The sequence below is a fragment of the [Eubacterium] eligens ATCC 27750 genome (assembly GCF_000146185.1).
GTDB classification, from domain to species: domain Bacteria; phylum Bacillota; class Clostridia; order Lachnospirales; family Lachnospiraceae; genus Lachnospira; species Lachnospira eligens.
The window spans coordinates 1,436,961-1,459,174 of record NC_012778.1 but is presented as its reverse complement, the minus strand read 5'-3'; the positions used below and the strand labels follow the sequence as shown (position 1 = coordinate 1,459,174).

Below are 22,214 nucleotides of genomic sequence, written 5' to 3'. Positions count from 1 at the left end.
CAAGCAAAGCTTTAGAATATACGAAAGGATGATTAGACTTATGGAAAATGAAATCAAACAGCCTGGTCTTTATAGATCTGAACTTGAGCATGATGCCTGTGGTATCGGAGCTATTGTAAGTATTAATGGAATTAAGACACATCAGACAGTATCTGATGCTTTAAGCATTGTAGAAAATCTTGAGCATAGAGCTGGTAAAGATGCAGAAGGAAAGACTGGTGATGGTGTTGGTATCCTTCTTCAGATATCACACAAATTCTTTAAGAAAGCCGTAAAGCCATTAGGAATTGAGCTTGGAGATGAGCGCGATTATGGCGTTGGAATGTTTTTCTTCCCACAGGATGAACTGGCAAGAAACAGAGCCAAGAAGATGTTCGAAATCATTGTTGAGAAGGAAGGACTTGAATTCTTAGGTTGGAGAGATGTTCCAACATTTCCTAATGTCCTTGGTAAAAAGGCGGTTGACTGTATGCCATATATCATGCAGGGATTTGTAAAAAGACCTGCCAATGCAGCTAAAGGAATTGAGTTCGACAGAAGACTTTATGTTGCAAGACGAGTATTTGAGCAGACAGCAGAAGATACAACTTACGTATGTTCATTATCAAGCAGAACGATTGTATACAAAGGTATGTTCCTTGTAGGACAGCTTCGTCAGTTCTTTGGCGACCTTGAAAATCCTGATTATGAGTCAGCTATTGCACTTGTTCATTCAAGATTCTCAACTAACACTAACCCAAGCTGGGAGAGAGCTCATCCTAACAGATTCATGGTACATAACGGTGAGATTAATACTATCAAGGGTAATGCCGACAGAATGTTAGCAAGAGAAGAGACAATGACATCTCCATATCTTGAAGATGAAATGTCAAAGATTACTCCGGTTGTTAATACTAATGGTTCAGATTCAGCAATGTTAGATAACACACTTGAGTTCTTTGTTATGAATGGCATGCCGCTTCCACTTGCTGTTATGATTACAATTCCAGAACCATGGATTAATAATGGTGCAATGGCACAGGAGAAGAAGGACTTCTACCAGTATTATGCAACAATGATGGAGCCTTGGGATGGTCCGGCTTCTATCGCATTTACAGATGGAGACTACTTTGGAGCAGTGCTTGACCGTAATGGTCTTCGTCCTTCAAGATATTATATCACTAACGATGGTTATCTTATTCTTTCTTCAGAGGTTGGTGCACTCCCAATCCCAGAGAGTAGAATTAAGTTAAAGGACAGATTAAGACCTGGTAAAATGCTTCTTATAGATACCGTTAAGGGTGAACTTATAGAGGATGATAAGCTTAAGGAAGAGTATGCAACTAAGAATCCTTATGGTGAGTGGCTTGACAGTAATCTTATCCAGCTTAAGGATTTAAAGATTCCTAACAAGAAGGTTCCTGTTCATACTAAGGAAGAAAGAGCAAGACTCCAGAAAGCATTTGGTTATACATACGAGGACTTCAAGACTTCAATACTTCCTATGGCGCTTAATGGAACAGAGCAGACAGGAGCAATGGGTATTGATACACCACTTGCAGTACTTTCTAACAAGCATCAGCCACTGTTTAATTATTTCAAACAGTTATTTGCACAGGTTACTAACCCACCAATTGATTCAATAAGAGAGAAGGTTGTTACATCAACAACTGTTTATCTTGGAACAGAGGGTAATATTCTTGAGGAAAAGGCTGAAAACTGCAAACAGTTAAGAATTAATGATCCAATCCTTACTAACACAGACCTTCTTAAGATTAAGAATATGAATGTTGAAGGATTTAAGGTAGAGACTATTCCTATTATATATTATAAGAACACTTCACTTGAAAGAGCTATCGACCACTTATTTGTTGAGGTTGACAGAGCACACAGAGAAGGTGCTAATATTATTATTCTTTCAGACAGAGGTGTTGATGAGAACCATGTTGCTATTCCTTCATTACTTGCGGTTGCTGCATTACAGCAGTATCTTGTACAGACTAAGAAGAGAACAAGCATGGCTGTAATCTTAGAGAGTGGTGAGCCAAGAGATGTCCATCATTTTGCAACTCTTCTTGGATATGGTGCTTCTGCAATTAACCCATATCTTGCACAGGAGAGTATTCAGGAGCTTATCGACCTTAATATGCTTGACAAGGATTATTATGCAGCAGTTGATGATTACAATAAGGCAATTATCACAGGTATTGTTAAGATTGCTGCCAAGATGGGTATTTCAACAATCCAGTCATATCAGGGTGCTAAGATATTTGAGGCAATTGGAATTAATTCAGATGTTATAGATAAATACTTTAAGGGTACAGTTTCAAGAATTGAAGGCGTGTCACTAAATGATATTCAGGAAGATGTTGAGACACTTCACTCTAAGGCATTTGATCCACTTGGACTTTCTACAGATACTACTCTTGACAGCTCAGGCGCTCATAAGATGAGAAGCGGCAAGGAAGAACATCTGTATAACCCACAGACAATACATTTGTTACAGCTTGCTACAAGAACAGGAGATTACAAGACATTTAAGGAATATACAGCTCTTGTTAATAAGGAAGAGGGTGTTAAGAACTTAAGAGGTCTTATGAACATTAAGTTCCCTAAGAAGGGAATCAGCATTGATGAGGTTGAAAGTGTTGATTCTATCGTAAGAAGATTCAAGACTGGTGCTATGTCATATGGTTCAATATCAAGAGAGGCACATGAAACTATGGCTATTGCCATGAACATGCTTCATGGTAAGTCTAACTCAGGTGAAGGTGGAGAGGACATTGACAGATTAAAGGTTGGTCCGGATGGTCTTAACAGATGCTCTGCAATCAAGCAGGTTGCATCAGGAAGATTCGGCGTTACTTCAAGATACCTTGTAAGCGCACAGGAGATTCAGATTAAGATGGCACAGGGCGCTAAGCCGGGTGAAGGTGGACATCTTCCAGGAAAGAAGGTGTATCCTTGGATTGCAAAGACTCGTCTTTCAACTCCGGGTGTTGCGCTTATTTCACCACCACCACATCATGATATATATTCAATTGAGGATCTGGCACAGCTTATATACGACCTTAAGAATGCTAACAAGAATGCAAGAATATCAGTCAAGCTTGTTTCAGAAGCTGGTGTTGGTACAGTTGCATCAGGTGTTGCCAAGGCGGGCGCACAGGTAATTCTTATTTCTGGTTATGACGGAGGTACTGGTGCAGCTCCAAGAAGCTCTATACATAATGCCGGACTTCCTTGGGAATTAGGTCTTGCAGAGGCTCATCAGACACTTACAATGAACGGACTGCGTAATAAGGTTATTATTGAGACAGATGGTAAGTTAATGAGCGGAAGAGACGTTGCTATCGCAGCAATGCTTGGTGCAGAGGAATTCGGATTTGCAACAGCTCCACTTGTAACTATGGGATGCGTAATGATGAGAGTATGTAACCTTGATACATGCCCTGTTGGTGTTGCAACACAGAATCCTGAGCTTCGCAAGAGATTTACAGGTAAGCCTGAATATGTTGTTAATTTCATGAGATTCATTGCACAGGAACTCCGTGAGATAATGGCTGACTTAGGAATTAAGACACTTGATGAGCTGGTAGGAAGAACAGATCTGCTTGAGCAGAAGAATGTTGCCAAGAGCGGACGTTCAGCAGAGATTGATTTATCACAGATTCTTGATAATCCATATGTTAAGCAGACAAAGATACATTATGATAAGAAAAATGTATTTGATTTCGAACTTGAGAAGACAGTTGATGAAAAGATTTTACTTAAGAAGTTCGAATCTGCCATGGAGACAGGAAGCAAGAGAAGTCTTGAAATCGATGTTGCCAATACAGACCGTACATTAGGAACACTTCTTGGCGCTGAGATTACAAGAAGATTTGATGATAAGCTTGATGATGATACATATACAGTAAAATGTAATGGCGCAGGCGGACAGAGCTTTGGTGCATTTATTCCTAAGGGACTTACACTTGAACTTGTAGGTGATAGTAACGATTACTTTGGAAAGGGACTTTCAGGTGGAAAGCTTATTGTATATCCACCAACAGGAAGTACTTATAAGGAAGATGAGAATATCATCATCGGTAATGTTGCATTATATGGTGCTACAAGTGGTAAGGCGTTCATCAATGGTGTTGCCGGAGAAAGATTCTGTGTAAGAAATTCAGGTGCAACAGCAGTTGTTGAGGGAACTGGTGACCACGGCTGTGAATATATGACAGGTGGTACAGTAGTAGTATTAGGCAAGACTGGCAAGAACTTTGCTGCTGGTATGAGCGGTGGAATTGCTTATGTTCTTGATGAAGACACAAGCCTTTACAAGAGAGTTAATAAGCAGCTCGTTTCAATGGAAGCAGTTTCTAACAAATATGATGTCCTTGAGTTAAAGCAGCTTATAACAGAACATGTTGCTTATACTAATTCTAAGAAGGGCAAGGAAATACTTGACAACTTCGGAGAATATCTTCCAAAGTTCAAGAAAATCATGCCACATGATTATAAGAAGATGCTTAACATGATAGTACAGATGGAAGAAAAAGGACTTAGCAGCGAACAGGCTCAGATAGAAGCATTCTATGCGGCTACCAAGTAGGGTGCGCAAGATGTAGAAAAAGGACAGTGCAAGTTTATAACATACATGAAAGGAGCTAACCATGGGAAAGCCAACAGGATTTTTAGACTATGAAAGAGTTGAAGCCACAGCGGTTTCACCTAAGGAAAGAATAAAGAATTTTAATGAATTTCATACACCTCTGTCAGAAGATGAGCAGAGAAAGCAGAGTTCACGCTGCATGGACTGTGGCGTGCCATTCTGCCAGTCTGGTATGACAATAAAGGGAATGACTAGCGGATGTCCTCTTAATAATCTTATTCCGGAATGGAATGATCTTCTTTACACAGGAAACTGGGAACAGGCATATCACAGGTTACATAAGACAAGTAACTTCCCTGAATTTACAAGCCGTGTGTGTCCTGCACTCTGTGAAAAGGCATGTACATGCGGACTTAATGGCAAGGCAGTATGTACTAAAGAGAATGAAATGGCAATCATTGAACATGCGTATGCCAAAGGTTATGCGAAAGCAAATCCTCCTAAGGTAAGAACTAAGAAAAGAATTGCTGTAGTGGGTTCAGGTCCTGCCGGACTTGCTGTAGCAGACCAGTTAAATCAGAGAGGACACAGTGTTACTGTATATGAAAGAGCTGACCGTATCGGTGGACTTTTAAGATATGGCATTCCTAATATGAAGCTTGAAAAGCATATAATTGACAGAAAGCTTGATATTATGAAGGAAGAAGGCATTGAGTTCGTAACTAATGCAAATGTTGGTGAGAACATTAAGGCTAAGAAGCTTATGGCAGATTATGATGCTGTAGTACTTGCGTGTGGTGCTGCTAATCCAAGAGATATCAATGCTCCTGGAAGAGATGCCAATGGAATATACTTTGCAGTAGATTTCCTTACAGCAACTACAAAGAGTCTTCTTGATTCAGGACTTAAGGATGGCAGATACATTTCTGCAAAGGATAAAAATGTTATCGTTATCGGTGGTGGTGATACAGGTAATGACTGTGTCGGAACATGTATAAGACATGGCTGTAAGTCGGTAACACAGCTTGAGATGATGCCAAAAGCACCAGATGAGCGTGCGGAGAACAATCCTTGGCCACAGTGGCCTTTAGTCTGCAAGACAGATTACGGTCAGGAAGAAGCAATTGCAGTATTCGGACATGATCCAAGAATATATACAACTACAGTTAAGGAATTCAAGAAGGATAAGAAGGGTAATCTTACAAGTGTTGTTACAGTAAAGCTTGAGTCTAAGACTGATGAAAAGACAGGAAGAAGAATGATGGTCCCTGTGGAGGGAACAGAAGCAGAGCTTCCATGTGAGCTTGTACTGATAGCAGCAGGTTTCCTGGGCTCACAGAAATATGTTACAGATGCATTTGGCGTTGAGCTTACAGAAAGAACTAATGTAAAGACAGCAGCAGACGGATTTGAAACAAGTGTACCGGGAGTATTTACAGCAGGAGATATGCATACAGGACAGTCGCTTGTTGTTAAAGCTATAAGACAGGGAAGAGACTGTGCAAGAGCAGTTGATTACTACCTTATGGGATATACTAATCTGTAATTATGAAAAAATAAGCAGTTGTGCATGTTGTATTGTGCATGACTGCTTATTTCATATTTTCTATTGTTTTAATGTATATAAAGTTGTATTATTAAAAGCATGATGTTTTAATTCATTAATGGGGAGAGTGGATTGTATGGGTGCGAAGGGAAAAATGATCGAATTAAACCGAGGGGTTTCTGATATTAATATGAAGAGGGCGTATTTATCTTCTGTTTTACTGTCTGTAGCTGTGCCCGTATCGGTAATTGCTGCATGTATTGGAAATTGGAGTGGAGTTTTTGCAAGAAATACATATATTGTTGTGGCTGGTCTTATGGAGGTCTTTCAGCTTTTATTTATGTTTGTTTTAAGAAAGCAGTATAGTCTTGATGAGTTTGACAGATTTCATGCTATATATACAGCTTATTTTTATGTTACATTTGTGTATCTTATGTTTGGCGCTGTATGTGATATTGCACAGTCAGGGAGCATACTGTTTTATCTGGCAGCATGTGTATACATAGTTTTTATACCTGCATTTACTAAGGCAGAATGTATAGGAATATTAATGTTCCAGACAGTTGTGGTTATTTTACTATCTATAGTAAGCAGTATGGATTTAAGAATGTTTTTTGATGTCTGTATTATTCAGGCTGCAACTATACTGCTGGTTGCATATCAGCATAATCTTGCAGTACAGAGAGTCCGCGTTAATATGCAGCTTAAAAGGAAGAAAGATTATTCTGAGCATGATGCACTAACAGGTCTTTATAATAGGAGAGGACTTGATGCAAGAATTAAAGCAATATGGCCTTTTTGCGAGAGAAACAGATTATCTGTGGCAATGATTGCAGTTGATGTGGATTATTTTAAAAAATATAATGATACATTTGGACATCCCAAAGGAGATGAGTGCTTAAAAACAGTTGCTGGCATACTAAAAAATTCAGCACAGAGAAGTACGGATGTGGTTACAAGAACAGGTGGAGAAGAGTTCATTGTTTTTGTGCAGGATATGGATGAGGAAAGTCTTATTTCACTTGCTATGAAGATAAGAAATAATCTGGATCAGAAACATATAGAACATGCATATTACGGTGTTTCAAAGTATGTTACTGTAAGTATGGGAATCGCAGGATTTGTTCCGGCTTATAATAATGATTTTAAGAAACTATATCAGGAAGCGGATAATGCACTTTATCTTGCCAAAAAGAATGGAAGAAACTGTATTGTCTATGATGGAAAAGTCTATGGCAGTATAATGAATGGGGCATCAAGAGTTGCTTCTACATAAGAAATGGTGTATATTAGTGACTGATATTGCAATTACAAGATGAGGAAGCGGAGGAAATAATATGCTGACAGTGACGATTCTTTTGGATTCTGTGGAGAAGGTTCAAAGGTTTGTAAGTACAATTAGTAAGTACTCATGTGGATTTGATGTGGAGTCGGGGTATAGCTGTGTTGATGGCAAATCCTTAGTTGGTTTATTCAGTCTGGATATCAGTAAACCATTGCAGCTTACAATTAATGACGGAGAAGGCGAGATAGAGGATGTATTAAGGGATATACAGGAGTTCATGGAATACTAATTAAATATATCAGGAGAATAATAAGTTGAAGAAATTACTAGCAGTTATGCTTTCGGTTATTATGGTATTTTCATTTGCGGCATGTGCAGGAAAATCAGTCAATAATGAAGGTGAGAGTCAGACAGAAGAGACAACAACAATAAGAATCGGAGCTATGGCAGGACCTACAGCGATGGGGATGGTTAAGCTACGCAAAGATTCAGAGAATGGAAATACTAAGAACACATATGCATTTGAAGATTTTGCTACTGATGCATCTGCATTTGTAACGCCGCTTGCAACCGGGGAGATTGATATAGCAGCTGTACCATCTAATCTTGCAGCTAATATATATAATAAGACGGAAGGCAAGGTCCAGGTTGTTGCTGTTAATACACTTGGCGTTCTTAATCTTGTAGAAAGAGGCAACACTGTTAACAGTATCAGTGACCTTAAGGGTAAGACTATATATGCTACAGGAATGGGGGCTGTGCCGGAATATACCATAAGATATATTCTTTCAGGTAACGGACTTGATGCCGACAAAGATGTTGATATTGTGTGGTGTTCAGATACAACAGAAGCACTTTCTAAGTTAAAGTCAGAAGATGGTGCAATTGCTGTTCTTCCACAGCCTTTTGTTACAGCAGCAAGTGCCCAGATTAGTGGTTTAAGAGTTGTTATGGATCTTAATGAAGCATGGGAGAAGATTAATAATAATTCTAAGATTGTTACAGGTGTAATTGTTGTAAGAAAAGAATTTGCTGAAAAATATCCAGAACAGCTTAAGAAGTTCATTGATGAATATAACGAAAGTGTTGCATATACTTCAAGCAATATTGATGAGACAGCACAGCTTATTGCTGAGTATGGAATTGTTGCATCAGAAGCAATAGCTAATAAGGCTCTTCCTAAGTGCCATATTGTATGCTATATTAATAATAACATGAGAAGTGCACTAGAAGGGTTCTTACAGGTGTTATATGACCAGAATCCTAAGTCGGTAGGTGGCAGTATGCCGAAAGATGATTTCTATTATGAATATTAATAAGAAGATATTGAATGTAATATATAAAGTGCTGGCAGTTATGCTGGCACTTATTTTATGGGAAATAGCTGCGCTAAAGATTGATTCACCGATATTATTAGTGACACCGGTACAGGTGCTTGGCAGATTATTTACTATATGGCATGAACCGGATTTTGCAGGAACTGTGTGGTTTACAATGTATCATATTGTCGGTGGATTTCTCGCAGGATTATTGTGTGGAATTATATGTGCAGTGCTTGCATATATATGTAAGCCTGTTGAATATATTCTGTGGCCGTGGATGGTTACAATTAAGGCAGTACCTGTTGCGTCTTTTGTGGTTATATGTCTTATATGGTTTACGGCAAAGAACCTGTCGGTGTTCATTGCATTTTTAATAGTTGTGCCTGTTATATACCAGAATACACTGACCGGTCTTAGAAGTACTGATAAAGGCATTAGGGAAATGGCAGATGTATTTCATATTCCTTGGATTCGCAGAATACGTTATATTATCATGCCACAGCTTTCACCTTATCTTATATCAGCAGGAAGAGTTACTGCTGGTATGGCTTGGAAAGCAGGAGTGGCAGCAGAGATTATCGGAATGCCCAAAGGTTCTGTTGGACAAATGCTTTATATGTCGAAAATATATCTTGATACGGATGATTTGCTGGCGTGGACGGTTATAATTGTTGTATTGAGTGTGATATTTGAAAAACTTGTTGTGCTTACTTTAAAAGCAGCACTAAAAAAATAGCGTTGACAATGTGAATATTGCCAACGCTATTTTGCGTTAATTTTATTTGTGCATTGAAAATGCTGTTAAGTCATATTTACTTAAGTTGTCTGAAACATTACGGTTGTCTGCTTCGGCGAGCAGCTTGTCACGGTCTTTGGCAGCAAGAACAGGATTCTTTCCGCTTCTGTGACGGCTTGGTCCACCAACACAGCCGCCTTCACATACCATTCCCTCAATGAAATCTGCAGGGAGTTTTCCTACTTTAAGAAGTGTAAGTGCTTTCTTACATTCGGCAGCACCTGAGCATTTTTCTATATTGAATTTATCAGGGTCAGCACCTGCTTCACGCATACATTGTGCAACAGCAGCGGAAACACCGCCTCCGTTACCGAATCTTTTACCATATATGCTTGCCTGCTGGTCGCTGTTTTCCTCAGGCTCAAGAACTACTTCTTTAGCCCGCATCATTGCTCTGAATTCACCGAGTGTAAGTACGAAATCAGCATTTCCCTGACCCTTATATTCCTGCTTTTCATTCTTCTTGGCTATACATGGTCCGATAAATACGGTTATTGTATCAGGATCTTCTGACTTAAGAAGTCTTGAAAGTGCAAACATAGGGGATATAGTTGTTGATATATGTTCTGCAAGCTCAGGATACTGTTTCTTAATCAGATTAACAAATGCAGGACAGCATGAGGTTGTAAGCTTCTTTCCTTCTTTAGCTGCTTCAAGCCATTCTTCTGCCTCGGCCTGTGCAGTAAGGTCTCCGCCAAGACCTACCTCATACATATCATTAAAGCCCAGCTTCTTGCATGCTGTGCGGATGCTGCTCATTGTTATTGTGTCTCCAAACTGTCCTTCAACAGCAGGTGCTACCATGGCAACGACTTTCTTTCCGTCTACGATTGCCTTTATTACATCAACTATATCAGTTTTAGAACCGATAGCACCGAATGGACAGGCGTGGATACACTGTCCGCACTGGATACATTTGTTTTCATCTATTTCACAGATGCCATTCTCATCCATTGTAATAGCATTGGCTGGACAGATTTTCTTACATGGCCTTATGAGGTCTGCGATTGCATTGTATGGACAGGCTTTGGCACACATGCCGCATTCCTTGCATTTGTCAGGGTCTATGTAGGCTCTGTCTCTTGTCATGCTTACAGCACCGAACTTACATGCCTGCTGGCAGGCTTTCATCATACATTTTCTACAATTATCAGTTACGATATAGTGAGAAAGTGGACAGTCGGCACATGCGGCTTCAATTACCTGGATTATGTTATTGGCACCCGGATGGTCACTTTCTGTTGGACATTTGCCTTCTGCAAGGCGGATTCGCTGTCTTGCGATTTCTCTTTCTTTATATACACAACAGCGGAATCTTGCTTTAGGACCGGGAAACATCTTGTATGCCAGTTCGTCCTTTTCTTCTTCAAACCTTCCTGCATATGCGAGCTTGGCAACTTCATACAGGATTTCATGCTTGATATTCTGAATAGTAGCATCATTAGATAACATAATGAAACCTCCTTTGTAATAATTGACAAAAAATTATCGATTACTAATTACTATAGCAGATTTTTTAAAATGATTCTATATAAATGTGGTATTTTTTCTCATTATATGTAATAATATTTTTGAAAATCAAAATATATAAAGGGGGATTAATTATGCCTTACATTCCAATTATTCCAATCATTATTGTGGTACTGCTTATATTGTTATTCGCATTTGTACCAATGAGATTATGGATTACAGCATTAGCATCAGGAAGCCATGTCGGTATAGGAACTCTTATCGGTATGAGACTGAGAAAGGTTCCACCAGCAAGAATTGTGCTTCCACTTATTCAGGCAAGAAAAGCCGGATTACAGCTTAACACTAATCAGCTTGAGTCACATTATATGGCAGGTGGTCATGTAGACGCTGTTGTTAATGCGCTTATTGCATCAAGCAGAGCCGGTATGAACATACCATTTGAGATGGCAGCAGCTATCGACCTTGCAGGCCGTGATGTTTTAGAGGCTGTCAGAATGAGTGTTAACCCTAAGGTTATTGAGACACCTAATATTTCAGCAGTTGCCAAGGATGGTATTGAACTGTTAGTTAAGGCAAGAGTTACTGTTAGAACTAATATTAACCAGTTGGTTGGTGGTGCAGGCGAGGCTACTGTAATTGCCAGAGTTGGTGAGGGTATTGTAACAACAGTAGGTTCAGCAGATTCGCACAAGAGCGTGCTTGAGAATCCTGATTCTATCTCCAAGGCTATATTACAGAAGGGTCTTGATATTGGAACAGCTTTCCAGATTCTTTCTATTGATATTGCGGATGTTGATATCGGAAGAAATATAGGCGCTCATCTTCAGAGCCTTCAGGCTGAGGCTGATAAGAATATTGCACAGGCTAAGGCAGAGGAAAGAAGAGCAGCCGCTGTTGCTCTTGAGCAGGAGATGAAAGCAAGCGTTGTAGCTGCTGAGGCAGAAGTACCTAAGGCTTTGGCTGAAGCTTTAAGAACAGGCAGAATGGGCTTTAAGGATTATTATGACCTTCAGAATCTGAAGGCTGATACTAAGATGAGACAGTCGATAGCAGGAGAAACAGAGAAGCCGGCAACTATTTAATGAACTTGTGAATTAAAAGGAAAGCGGATTTGTATGGAAATAATAATTATATGGGCAATATTCATTATTATAGTTATAATGAATATGAATAAAGCCAAGAAGATGCAGCAGGAGCGCATGCAGGAACACCAGCGTAATATGCAAGAACATAACCAGAATGTGCAACAGACACAGAATGCTTATCCTGTTAATGGTCCGTTAAAGCAGGGAACATTAAGCCATGGAGCGAATCTTAACAGGGAACAACAGACATATTCAGGTAGTCAGAAGATGACAAGCGCAGAAGCTGAAAGACTCAAGCAGCAGATTCGTGAGAGAAATAATTTTCAGGGAAAAACTGCCGGCTCTGACGCAGTGAGTTCACACAGGGCAGAGGCACCTGTGCCACAGTATACTGCACCGCCACCAGCGGCAGATAATGCAGCACCTGTGATGAAGACTTTTGATAAAGCAGAATTTCATTCACCGGTTATGCAGGCAGGAAGCACAGGAACTTATTCTGATATGACAGGCGGACACACATTTACACAGTATGACTGCGGACATGAATATAATGATGAGATTGTTCCACAGAGTCAGATGGGAGATAAAGTTATTCTTGATGACCTTAAGTTCGATAAGAATGAGATGCGCAAGGCTTTTGTTATGCAGGAGATATTGAAAAGGAAAGTTATATAATTGATATGAAAAAAGAACCGTGTGACACAAAATCACACGGTTCTTTTAATGAGTGCAGAAGATGGGACTTGAACCCACACGCGGTAACCCGCACAAGAATCTGAATCTTGCTCGTCTGCCATTCCGACACTTCTGCATATATGATGTATAACAAACTTAATAAGTTACACAACATTGATATTTTATAGGAGATTTGAAAATGTGTCAATATGAATAGCTGTCATTTTTAAAATTTCTTATCTGAAAGGGAATCGAGGCTGGTTGGATTGGACGTTGAAGTGGAGGGAAGGCACGATGAAGTCCAAAAAAGAAGTCAAAGCTGTTCGGATTGGACGTTGAAGCAGAGGGAAGGCACGATGAAGTCCAAAAAAGAAGCCAAAGCTGGTTGGATTGGACGTTGAAGCAGAGGGAAGGCACGATGAAGTCCAAAAAAGAAGTCAAAGCTGGTTGGATTGGACGTTTATGCAGAGGAAAGGCACGAAAAAGTCCAAAAAGGAAGTCGAAGCATGAAAAAACAGAAAATTCAAAAAATTTCAAAAAAGTTTAAAAAAGCTGTTGACATTATATTGATGTGGTGATATTATAATCAAGTCGTCAGCGAGCAGCGAGCGACACGAAAACAAAACAAGCAGTCGTGGCGGAATTGGCATACGCGCTAGACTAAGGATCTAGTCCATATTGCTTGGGTGCGGGTTCAAGTCCCGCCGACTGCACTAAAAGCACCGAGGTAACCTCGGTGCTTTTTTTGTGCGGGCAGCGATGAGAGAAAACATGGAAAGTTCACAGTCGTGCGGGAAGCGATGAGAATAGATGTAGAAAGGAAATTATATGAATACAGCATTAACAATAGCAGGAAGTGATTGCAGTGGTGGAGCAGGAATACAGGCAGACTTAAAAACATTTGCAGCACATAAGGTATATGGAATGTCAGCAATTACTGCCCTTACAGCACAGAATACTTTAGGAGTTACAGGAATATCGGAATCTTCACCTGAATTTCTTAAGGCACAGCTTGATGCAATATTTACAGATATATATCCTGATGCAGTTAAGATAGGAATGGTTGCGTCAAAGGAACTTATAGAAACAATAGCAGATGCGTTAATTACATATAAGGCAAGAAATATTGTTCTTGACCCAGTAATGGTATCAACAAGTGGAAGCAGACTTATTAAGGAAGATGCAGCAGAGGTTCTTAAAGAACGCCTGATGGTGCTTGCAGATGTTATTACACCTAATATTCCGGAGACAGAAGTGCTTACAGGAATGACTGTTGACAGTGCAGATTCAATGGAGAAAGCAGCAATAAAGATATATGAGAATCTTAAATCAAAAGGAGGACATGCGGCTGTCTTAGTAAAAGGAGGACATGCTGTTCATACGGCTAACGACTGTCTGTGTGTAGATGGCAGAATAGTGTGGCTTAATGGGGAGAGAGTTGATAATCCTAACACACATGGAACTGGCTGTACATTGTCATCAGCCATTGCAGCTAATCTTGCACAGGGATTATCAATAGAAGAAAGTGTGAAGGCAGCTAAAGAGTACCTGACAGGTGCGTTGAAAGCAGGGCTTAATCTTGGAAGCGGCAGTGGCCCGCTTGACCATACATACTGGCTTGATATTAATAAGTAGTAGAAGGAGAGACAGATGGACAGCTTCTTATATAGTATAAATGCAACGGTACCAATATTTTTAGTTATGATAGTTGGCTGGGTAATAAAGCAGATTGGCGTTATAGATGACCATTTTGCAAATGTGGCTAATAAATATGTATTTAAGGTGGCACTTCCAGTACTGTTATTCAGGGATTTAGCAGCAGCAGATTTTAAATCGCAGTTTGATGTTAAGTTTGTACTGTACTGTATGATAGTCACTACTATAATGTTTAGCGGAATATGGATATGCACAGAGATATTCATGAAGGATGATACGCAGAAGGGTGCATTTGTGCAGGCATCATTCAGAAGCAGTGCGGCGATACTTGGGATGGCATTCATACAGAATATGTACCAGAGTACAGGAATGGCACCACTTATGATAGTTGCTGCAGTTCCGTTGTTTAATATATTTTCGGTAATAGTGCTTACCTTTAAGGCACATCCTGAGTGTCATGGCAGCACAGAAGAACAATCTACGGATAAGAAAGAAAACATTAAAAAAGCGTGCTTTAATATTGCAACTAATCCGATAATTATAGGAATTGTGCTGGGGTTGTTATCTTCTCTTGCAGGATTAAGATATCCGGTAATTATCAATAAGACAATTAATAATATTGCGCAGACAGCTACACCTGTTGCACTTATATGTATTGGTGCGTCATTTGAAGGGAAAAAGGCAATTAAGAAGATTAAACCTACGGTTATTGCTACATTTTTAAAACTCGTGGGTCTAGCAGCAATATTTCTTCCTATAGCAGTAAAAATGGGATTTCGTAATCAGGAACTTATGGCAATTCTTATTATGCTTGCTTCACCATCTACAGTTACCTGCTTTGTTATGGCTAAAGGTATGGATAATGACGAGGTGCTGTCATCAAGCATAGTTGTGCTTACAACATTACTTTCAAGTGTGACTCTTACAGCGTGGATATTTATATTGAGAAATTTTGGACTTATTTAGAATATTTATAGTGCTTTTATCAGGTAATTCATGTTATAATAGACAAGCTTGATTTACTGTGGTAAAGTGAAAGCATATTAAAGCGAGAAAGGCATGGATTTTTATATGGCTAAGAATATCAGAAAAGCCGTCCTGTTACTGGCAATGTTGTCTGTGATTGTGGGAATGTTCACAGCATGCAGTAATAAAAAGAGCGATGATGGACGAACTACATTTACAGTAGGATTTGATGCGGAATTCCCACCTTATGGTTACAAGGATGATAGTGGAGAGTATGTAGGTTTTGACCTTGATCTTGCACAGGAAGTATGTGAAAGAAATGGCTGGAATCTGGTTAAGCAGCCTATTGACTGGGATTCTAAAGATATGGAGCTTAGTTCAGGCTCTATTGACTGTATATGGAACGGTTTCACGCTTAATGGAAGAGAGCGTGAGTATACATGGTCTAAGGCATATATTGATAATTCACAGGTTGTTATAGTTAAATCTGGTTTAGGAATAAAGAAGTTAGAAGACCTTAAGGGTAAGGTTGTTATTGTACAGGCTGATTCATCAGCTCTTGCAGCATTTACAGGAGAGGATGCAACAGAAGAAAATCTTGCACTTGCGGCACAATTTAAGACACTTCAGCAGGTATCTGATTATAATTCAGCATTTATGAACCTTGAATCAGGTTCGGCAGATGCTGTATGTATGGATATGGGTGTTGCAAAGTACCAGCTTGAGCAGAGAGGTAACAAGTTCACAATGCTTGATGAGACTGTTTCATCCGAACAGTATGGTATTGGTTTTAAGTTAGGTAATACAGCATTAAGAGATGAAGTTCAGACAAGCCTTAATGATATGCTTGCTGATGGCACATTTGACAAGATTGCTGAAAAATGGGGACTTACAGACAGCGTATGTCTTGGAGAAGAAGGAACAGACAGTGCCTATCTCCTTGACAGTACCAGTACAACTAAGGATTCATTTGGTGAAAGACTTGTGGATATAGTTAAGCAGCTTTCATCAGGAATGTTAGCAACTCTTGCAATATTCTTCTTAACACTTATATTCTCAATGCCGCTAGGACTTCTTGTATGTGAAATAAGAAAGTCAAGAATAGGCATTGTAAGATGGATTGCGAGAATATACATATCTATAATGAGAGGAACTCCTCTTATGTTACAGCTTCTTGTTGTGTTCTTCGGACCATATTATCTGTTTGGAATGAAGGTTACGGCAACATACAGATTCTATGCTGTAATTATTGGATTTGCACTTAATTATGCAGCATATTTTGCAGAAATATACAGAGGTGGAATTGAGAGCATACCTAAGGGACAGTACGAGGCAGCAGAGGTACTCGGATATTCCAAGGTACAGACATTCTGGAAGATTATATTCCCTCAGATGGTTAAGAGAGTACTTCCTCCGGTTACTAACGAGGTTATAACACTTGTTAAGGATACATCACTTGCATTTGCACTTGCTTACACAGAAATGTTTACACTTGCCAAGCAGGTAGCGGCTTCAACAGCAAGTATCATGCCATTATTCATAGCAGGATTGTTCTATTACATTTTCAATTTCCTTGTTGCTATGGTTATGGAAAAGCTAGAAAAGCGTATGCAGTATTTTGATTAAGGAGGATTTTAATATGAAGAAATTATTAGAAATATCACATTTAAAGAAATCCTTCGGCGATACTGAGGTGCTTAAGGATATATCAATGGAAGTTAATGAGGGGGAGGTTGTTGCAATTCTTGGACCTTCCGGATCAGGTAAATCAACATTGCTTCGATGTGCAACACTTCTTGAGACAATGGATGCAGGAACTCTTAAGTTAGGTGGTGAAACTGCATGTGAGGACAAGGACGGAGTTTCAGTGTATGTTGGAAAGAAAGAATTAAGAGAAATCAAGAATACATATGGACTTGTGTTTCAGAACTTTAATCTTTTTCCACATTATACAGTCATGAAAAATGTTACTGATGCACCTGTTTGTGTCCAGAAAAGGGACAAGAATGAAGTAGAGAAAGAAGCCAAAGAGCTTTTAAAGAAAGTTGGACTTGATGGCAAGGAGAACAGTTATCCATGCCAGTTGTCAGGAGGACAGCAGCAGCGAGTTGCGATAGCAAGAGCACTTGCAATGAATCCTGAAATGCTTTTCTTCGACGAGCCTACATCAGCACTTGACCCTGAGATTACTGCAGGAATTCTTAAGGTTTTAAGACAGCTTGCTGATGAAAAGATGACAATGATTATAGTTACACATGAGATTGAATTTGCAAGAAAGGTTGCAGACAGGGTAATATTCATGGATGGCGGAGTTATTGTTGAGCAGGGAAAGCCGGAGGATGTTATTGACAATCCAAGTAATGAAAGAACCAAAGCATTTTTACAGAAGATGGAAAAATAATTTATGTGTATACAAACTAAATAGCTGGATATAATTGTTAATGGGAAGTTTTTTAATGAGAAAACTTCCCATTTTCTTGCATTGTGGATTTGGTTGTATAATGCTAGAATTGTATTGCTAAAGTTAGAAGAAACTAACTTAAAAGATTACAAAGCATTTGATTAGGAGGATTATATGGCAGCATATTTAGAGATTGAAAAGGTTATAGGCAGAGAAATTCTTGATTCAAGAGGCAATCCTACAGTTGAGGCAGAGGTTTATCTTGCGGATGGAACTGTTGGAAGAGGCGCGGCACCTTCAGGAGCATCTACAGGTGAATTTGAGGCGCTTGAGTTAAGAGATAAGGATAAGTCAAGATATTTGGGAAAGGGCGTTACTAAGGCAGTAGAGAACATAAACACTGTTATTAATGACTGTCTCTTTGGAATAGATGCATCTGATATATATGCAGTTGATGCAGCGATGATTAAAGCTGATGGAACTAAGGATAAGTCTAATCTTGGTGCAAATGCTATTCTTGCGGTATCTATTGCAGCAGCAAGAGCAGCATCTGTATCTTTAGATATTCCTCTTTACAGGTTCTTAGGCGGAGTATCAGGAAACAGGCTTCCTGTTCCAATGATGAATATTATTAATGGAGGCTGCCATGCATTATCAAGCGGACTTGATGTTCAGGAATTCATGATTATGCCTGTTGGTGCACCAAGCTTTAAGGAATGCTTAAGATGGTGTGCAGAGGTATTTCATGCACTTGCAGCTATACTTAAAGAAAGAGGACTTGCAACCTCTGTAGGTGATGAGGGCGGTTTTGCTCCGGCACTTAAGTCGGATGAGGAAGCAATTGAGACAATATTACAGGCAGTAGAAAAGGCTGGATATAAGCCGGGCAGGGACTTTAGGATTGCAATGGATGCAGCTTCTTCAGAGTGGAAGAGTGAGAAAGGAAAGGGTTATTACAAGCTTCCTAAGGCTGGAACAGAGTATACAGCAGAGGAGCTTATTGAGCACTGGGCTAAATTATGTGAGAAGTATCCTATTATATCTATTGAAGATGGTCTTGATGAAGAGGACTGGGAAGGCTGGAAGAAGCTTACAGACAGACTTGGAGATAAGGTTCAGCTTGTAGGTGATGATCTTTTTGTTACTAATACAGAGAGACTCTCTAAGGGAATTGAACTTGGAGCAGGTAATGCAATTCTTATCAAGCTTAATCAGATTGGTTCAGTTTCAGAGACACTTGAAGCTATCAAGATGGCTCATAAGGCAGGATATACAGCAATCAGCTCACACAGATCAGGTGAGACAGCAGATACAACAATTGCAGACCTCGCTGTTGCTCTTAACACTTGCCAGATTAAGACAGGTGCTCCTTCAAGATCAGAAAGAGTTGCTAAGTATAACCAGCTTTTAAGAATTGAGGAACAGCTTGGCGCCAGTGCGGTATATCCGGGAATCAGGGCTTTTAATGTTAATAATGATTAATCATTTGAAACAGATATTGAAAAAATATTAAGAAAGCCTTATAGTTGTGTATGATTATAATATATGTAACAGGAAGGCGGAACAATGATTAAGAAATTAGGAAGAAACGACCATTGCTGGTGTGGCAGTGGTAAGAAATACAAAGCGTGTCATGAAGCATTTGACGATAAGTTAAGATATCTCGAGGATATTGGACATATTGTGCCATCACACAAGTTAATCAAGACACCTGAACAGATTGAGAAAATTAAAGAGAGTGCCAGGATAAATGTTGCGTGCCTTGATGCGGTTGCAGCAGAAATACATGAGGGCATGAACACTGCGGAGATTGATAAGATTGTATATGATGTAACCACTGATATGGGAGGAATTCCAGCACCACTTAATTATGAAGGATATCCTTACAGTGTGTGTACATCTGTTAATGAGCAGGTATGCCACGGATTTCCATCTAAGGATGTTATCCTTAAGTCAGGTGATATTGTAAATGTTGACTGTTCTACAATTCTTCACGGATATTTTTCAGATTCATCAAGAATGTTCTGTATAGGTGATGTTAAGCCTGAGGTAAAGAAGCTTGTTGATGTTACTAAGGAATGTGTTGAATTAGGACTTGAGCAGGTTAAGCCTTGGGGCTTCTTAGGCGATATGGGACAGGCAGTACATGACCATGCATATGCTAATGGATATACTGTTGTAAGAGAAATCGGCGGCCATGGAGTCGGACTTGAATTTCATGAAGACCCATGGGTTGGGTACAACACCAGAAAAGGAACAGATATGGTTATGGCTCCGGGAATGATGTTTACAATAGAGCCTATGGTTAATATGGGTAAGGTAAATGTTGTTACAGATGAAAAGAACGGCTGGGAAGTATCTACAGCTGATGGACTTCCTTCAGCACAGTGGGAAATTCAGGTTCTTGTAACAGAGGACGGACACGAAGTAATAAGTTGGTAAGAAATAAAATAAGTTCCTGCCAATCAGGCACGCTTTCGCTGCTCTCGCCTCGCAGCGGTACTAAATTCGCGTTACACGCTCATTAAGAACCGGCGGGCTCAAAGCGCCTGATTGGCAGGAACTTTTTTATTGATGTGATACCTATAGGTAGTCGCATTATTCAGCACACAAATGACATTGTATATCCAGAATTAGACGACTTGTCGTCCATCTGACAGTAGATATCCGGTGTTAAGAGACAGTTCACAGACATCAGACTGTCATATAATTATCATCATATAACCGCCTTCTGTGTCCATTTTCCACGTATGAATCTTATAAGGAATGCAAGTGAACGGAATCCCCAGTCGATGAACATACCAAACCATACACCGAGCACGCCAAGTCCTAATGTACCACCAAGAAGGTAACTGCTTCCCACACGGAATGCCCACATAGAGAAGATGCTTACCATCATTGTGTATTTGGCATCACCGGCAGCACGGAGAGCATTAGGCATAGTAAAGCTAAGTGGCCATATGAATATTGCTACAATTGAGAAGCAATGGATAAGGCTTAAACCGGTTTTGGTTGCTTCCGGTGACAGATGGAAAAGTCCTACCACAGGAACGGCAACTATTGTCATTACAATGTTGGTTGCAAGAATACCTGCATATGCAATAAACATAAGTTTTTTTCCATATCTTTTGGCTTCATCAGGCTTCTTTGCACCTATACACTGGCCAATAACAGTAATCATTGCCATGCCAATTGCGTTACCCGGAATATTGGCAAACATTGTAACAGAATTGGCAACAGAGTTGGCAGCGATGGCAGCAGTACCAAATGTTGAAACAAGGCTTGAAACAGAAAGCTTACCTATCTGGAACATGCCGTTTTCCAATCCGCTCGGAAGACCAATAGACAGAATCTTCTTAATGATAGAAGGTGATGGAAGAAAATCTTTGCAGGTCTTTATTCTTATTGCTGATTCTGTTCTGAACATAAATCCAATAATAATTATGGCTGATATGATTCGCGAAATAAGAGTGGCTAAAGCTACACCGGCAACTCCCATATCAAATACAAATATAAATAAAGCATTCCCACAAATATTGATTATGTTCATGATAAGGCTTGTGTTCATACTTATCTTGCTGTTTCCAATACTTCTAAAAAGAGCTGCACCTGCATTATAAACACCGAGGAACGGGTATGAGATTGCTGTTATATAGAAATATATACTTGCACTTTCAAATACATCTGTTTCAATCTTGCCAAATATGAAATTGATGATACCGTGATTGCCTATGAGAGAGATAACCATTAGTAATGATGATAGTGCACTCATAATAAATATAAGCTGTCCGGCAGATTTCTTGGACATATCAATGTTCCTGCTGCCAAGATACTGGCTGCATACAACAGCACCTCCGGTTGCAAGAGCTGATAATATCTGGATAAGCAGGTTGCTTATATTATCAACAAGTGCGACACCTGAAACTGCCGCCTCTCCTGCTATTGATACCATGAATGTATCAACAAAACCTACGCTGACAGCCAGCAGCTGTTCAAATATCAGAGGAATAATAAGCTTCTTTAAATCTTTAGATGTAAACATAATAATCTCCTATATTAATACATAGCATATCTTAATAATATAAAACAATAATTTATGTGAAAACATAAGAAAAGTAGCTGTATTTAATGCAAAATACATAAAAATTGCGAAAAGACTTTTGAAAGAAGAATAATTATCTGAACAAATCTTTAGAATAAATGATTGAAAATAAGACTTGTACATGATATAATACGATATAATTTGAATATATGAAGGAGGTATTGTCGTGAAACATATTAAGACAATCAGCAACCGCGTATTAAAGGATACAATGAAGCACGGCGGATGTGGCGAGTGCCAGACATCATGCCAGTCAGCATGTAAGACATCTTGCACAGTTGGTAACCAGAGCTGTGAGAATAAGAATAACTAGTATTTTTAGTAAGAG

At 39.4% G+C, this 22,214-nt stretch carries 17 protein-coding genes, 2 tRNA genes and 1 pseudogene; 17 read left to right on the top strand and 3 right to left on the bottom strand.

Annotated features, from left to right (window positions below):
* Positions 1-40 precede the first annotated feature (40 nt).
* The 6 genes from gltB (at position 41) to EUBELI_RS06810 (ending at position 9,468) form a co-directional block, all read left to right on the top strand.
* Positions 41-4,579 carry a glutamate synthase large subunit gene (gene gltB / locus EUBELI_RS06835; RefSeq protein WP_041688670.1) on the top strand — a complete coding sequence of 1,513 codons (4,539 nt, stop codon included), beginning with the start codon at positions 41-43 and terminating at the stop codon, positions 4,577-4,579.
* Between the two features lie 61 nt (positions 4,580-4,640).
* Positions 4,641-6,125: a glutamate synthase subunit beta gene (locus EUBELI_RS06830; protein WP_012739638.1), complete on the top strand. Its 1,485-nt coding sequence runs from the start codon at positions 4,641-4,643 to the stop codon at positions 6,123-6,125.
* A 136-nt stretch (positions 6,126-6,261) separates the two neighbouring features.
* The gene (locus EUBELI_RS13630) at positions 6,262-7,401 is read left to right on the top strand and encodes a GGDEF domain-containing protein (protein WP_049777930.1); all 1,140 of its coding nucleotides are present in this window, start codon (positions 6,262-6,264) and stop codon (positions 7,399-7,401) included.
* A gap of 61 nt (positions 7,402-7,462) precedes the next feature.
* Positions 7,463-7,699: an HPr family phosphocarrier protein gene (locus EUBELI_RS06820; protein WP_012739636.1), complete on the top strand. Its 237-nt coding sequence runs from the start codon at positions 7,463-7,465 to the stop codon at positions 7,697-7,699.
* A 25-nt stretch (positions 7,700-7,724) separates the two neighbouring features.
* Positions 7,725-8,726, top strand: coding sequence for an ABC transporter substrate-binding protein (locus EUBELI_RS06815; RefSeq protein ID WP_041688167.1), 1,002 nt, complete (start codon positions 7,725-7,727; stop codon positions 8,724-8,726).
* Positions 8,716-9,468, top strand: coding sequence for an ABC transporter permease (locus tag EUBELI_RS06810; RefSeq protein ID WP_147604203.1), 753 nt, complete (start codon positions 8,716-8,718; stop codon positions 9,466-9,468). The genes EUBELI_RS06815 and EUBELI_RS06810 overlap by 11 nt, the downstream gene beginning before the upstream one ends.
* Positions 9,469-9,510: 42 nt before the next feature.
* Here EUBELI_RS06810 and EUBELI_RS06805 read toward each other — a convergent pair whose 3' ends face one another.
* The gene (locus EUBELI_RS06805) at positions 9,511-10,980 is read right to left on the bottom strand and encodes a 4Fe-4S dicluster domain-containing protein (RefSeq protein WP_012739633.1); all 1,470 of its coding nucleotides are present in this window, start codon (positions 10,978-10,980) and stop codon (positions 9,511-9,513) included.
* A 152-nt stretch (positions 10,981-11,132) separates the two neighbouring features.
* Between EUBELI_RS06805 and floA the strand changes: the two genes are divergently transcribed.
* Together floA and EUBELI_RS06795 are read left to right on the top strand one after the other, a co-directional pair.
* A complete protein-coding gene (floA, locus tag EUBELI_RS06800) occupies positions 11,133-12,083 on the top strand; it encodes a flotillin-like protein FloA (RefSeq protein ID WP_041688166.1) in 951 nt (316 codons plus the stop codon).
* A gap of 33 nt (positions 12,084-12,116) precedes the next feature.
* Positions 12,117-12,761 carry a hypothetical protein gene (locus EUBELI_RS06795; protein WP_012739631.1) on the top strand — a complete coding sequence of 215 codons (645 nt, stop codon included), beginning with the start codon at positions 12,117-12,119 and terminating at the stop codon, positions 12,759-12,761.
* A gap of 53 nt (positions 12,762-12,814) precedes the next feature.
* On the opposite strand, the gene EUBELI_RS06790 is transcribed toward EUBELI_RS06795, so the two are convergent.
* Positions 12,815-12,897: transfer RNA gene (locus EUBELI_RS06790), tRNA-Leu, on the bottom strand.
* Between the two features lie 492 nt (positions 12,898-13,389).
* On the opposite strand from EUBELI_RS06790, the gene EUBELI_RS06785 reads away from it, so the two are divergent.
* From EUBELI_RS06785 to EUBELI_RS06750, 8 genes and pseudogenes are all read left to right on the top strand, one after another.
* Positions 13,390-13,474, top strand: a tRNA-Leu gene (locus EUBELI_RS06785).
* A 115-nt stretch (positions 13,475-13,589) separates the two neighbouring features.
* Positions 13,590-14,396, top strand: coding sequence for a bifunctional hydroxymethylpyrimidine kinase/phosphomethylpyrimidine kinase (thiD, locus tag EUBELI_RS06780; RefSeq protein ID WP_012739629.1), 807 nt, complete (start codon positions 13,590-13,592; stop codon positions 14,394-14,396).
* A gap of 15 nt (positions 14,397-14,411) precedes the next feature.
* The gene (locus EUBELI_RS06775; protein WP_012739628.1) at positions 14,412-15,383 is read left to right on the top strand and encodes an AEC family transporter; all 972 of its coding nucleotides are present in this window, start codon (positions 14,412-14,414) and stop codon (positions 15,381-15,383) included.
* A gap of 93 nt (positions 15,384-15,476) precedes the next feature.
* Positions 15,477-16,259 (top strand): annotated as a pseudogene (locus EUBELI_RS14925) (amino acid ABC transporter substrate-binding protein); the annotation flags it as partial.
* 108 nt (positions 16,260-16,367) lie between these two features.
* Positions 16,368-17,009 carry an amino acid ABC transporter permease gene (locus EUBELI_RS14920; protein ID WP_041688665.1) on the top strand — a complete coding sequence of 214 codons (642 nt, stop codon included), beginning with the start codon at positions 16,368-16,370 and terminating at the stop codon, positions 17,007-17,009.
* A gap of 13 nt (positions 17,010-17,022) precedes the next feature.
* A complete protein-coding gene (locus tag EUBELI_RS06760) occupies positions 17,023-17,784 on the top strand; it encodes an amino acid ABC transporter ATP-binding protein (RefSeq protein WP_022099143.1) in 762 nt (253 codons plus the stop codon).
* A 174-nt stretch (positions 17,785-17,958) separates the two neighbouring features.
* Positions 17,959-19,266: a phosphopyruvate hydratase gene (eno, locus tag EUBELI_RS06755; protein ID WP_012739625.1), complete on the top strand. Its 1,308-nt coding sequence runs from the start codon at positions 17,959-17,961 to the stop codon at positions 19,264-19,266.
* A gap of 84 nt (positions 19,267-19,350) precedes the next feature.
* Entirely contained in the window at positions 19,351-20,226 is an 876-nt protein-coding gene (locus EUBELI_RS06750; RefSeq protein ID WP_012739624.1) for a methionyl aminopeptidase, read from the top strand.
* A gap of 274 nt (positions 20,227-20,500) precedes the next feature.
* Here the strand turns inward: EUBELI_RS06750 and EUBELI_RS06745 are convergent, their stop codons facing one another.
* Entirely contained in the window at positions 20,501-21,826 is a 1,326-nt protein-coding gene (locus EUBELI_RS06745) for an MATE family efflux transporter (protein ID WP_012739623.1), read from the bottom strand.
* 226 nt (positions 21,827-22,052) lie between these two features.
* Here EUBELI_RS06745 and scfA point away from each other — a divergent pair, with 226 nt between their 5' ends.
* Positions 22,053-22,199 carry a six-cysteine ranthipeptide SCIFF gene (gene scfA, locus EUBELI_RS06740; protein ID WP_012739622.1) on the top strand — a complete coding sequence of 49 codons (147 nt, stop codon included), beginning with the start codon at positions 22,053-22,055 and terminating at the stop codon, positions 22,197-22,199.
* The last annotated feature ends 15 nt before the right edge of the window (positions 22,200-22,214 follow it).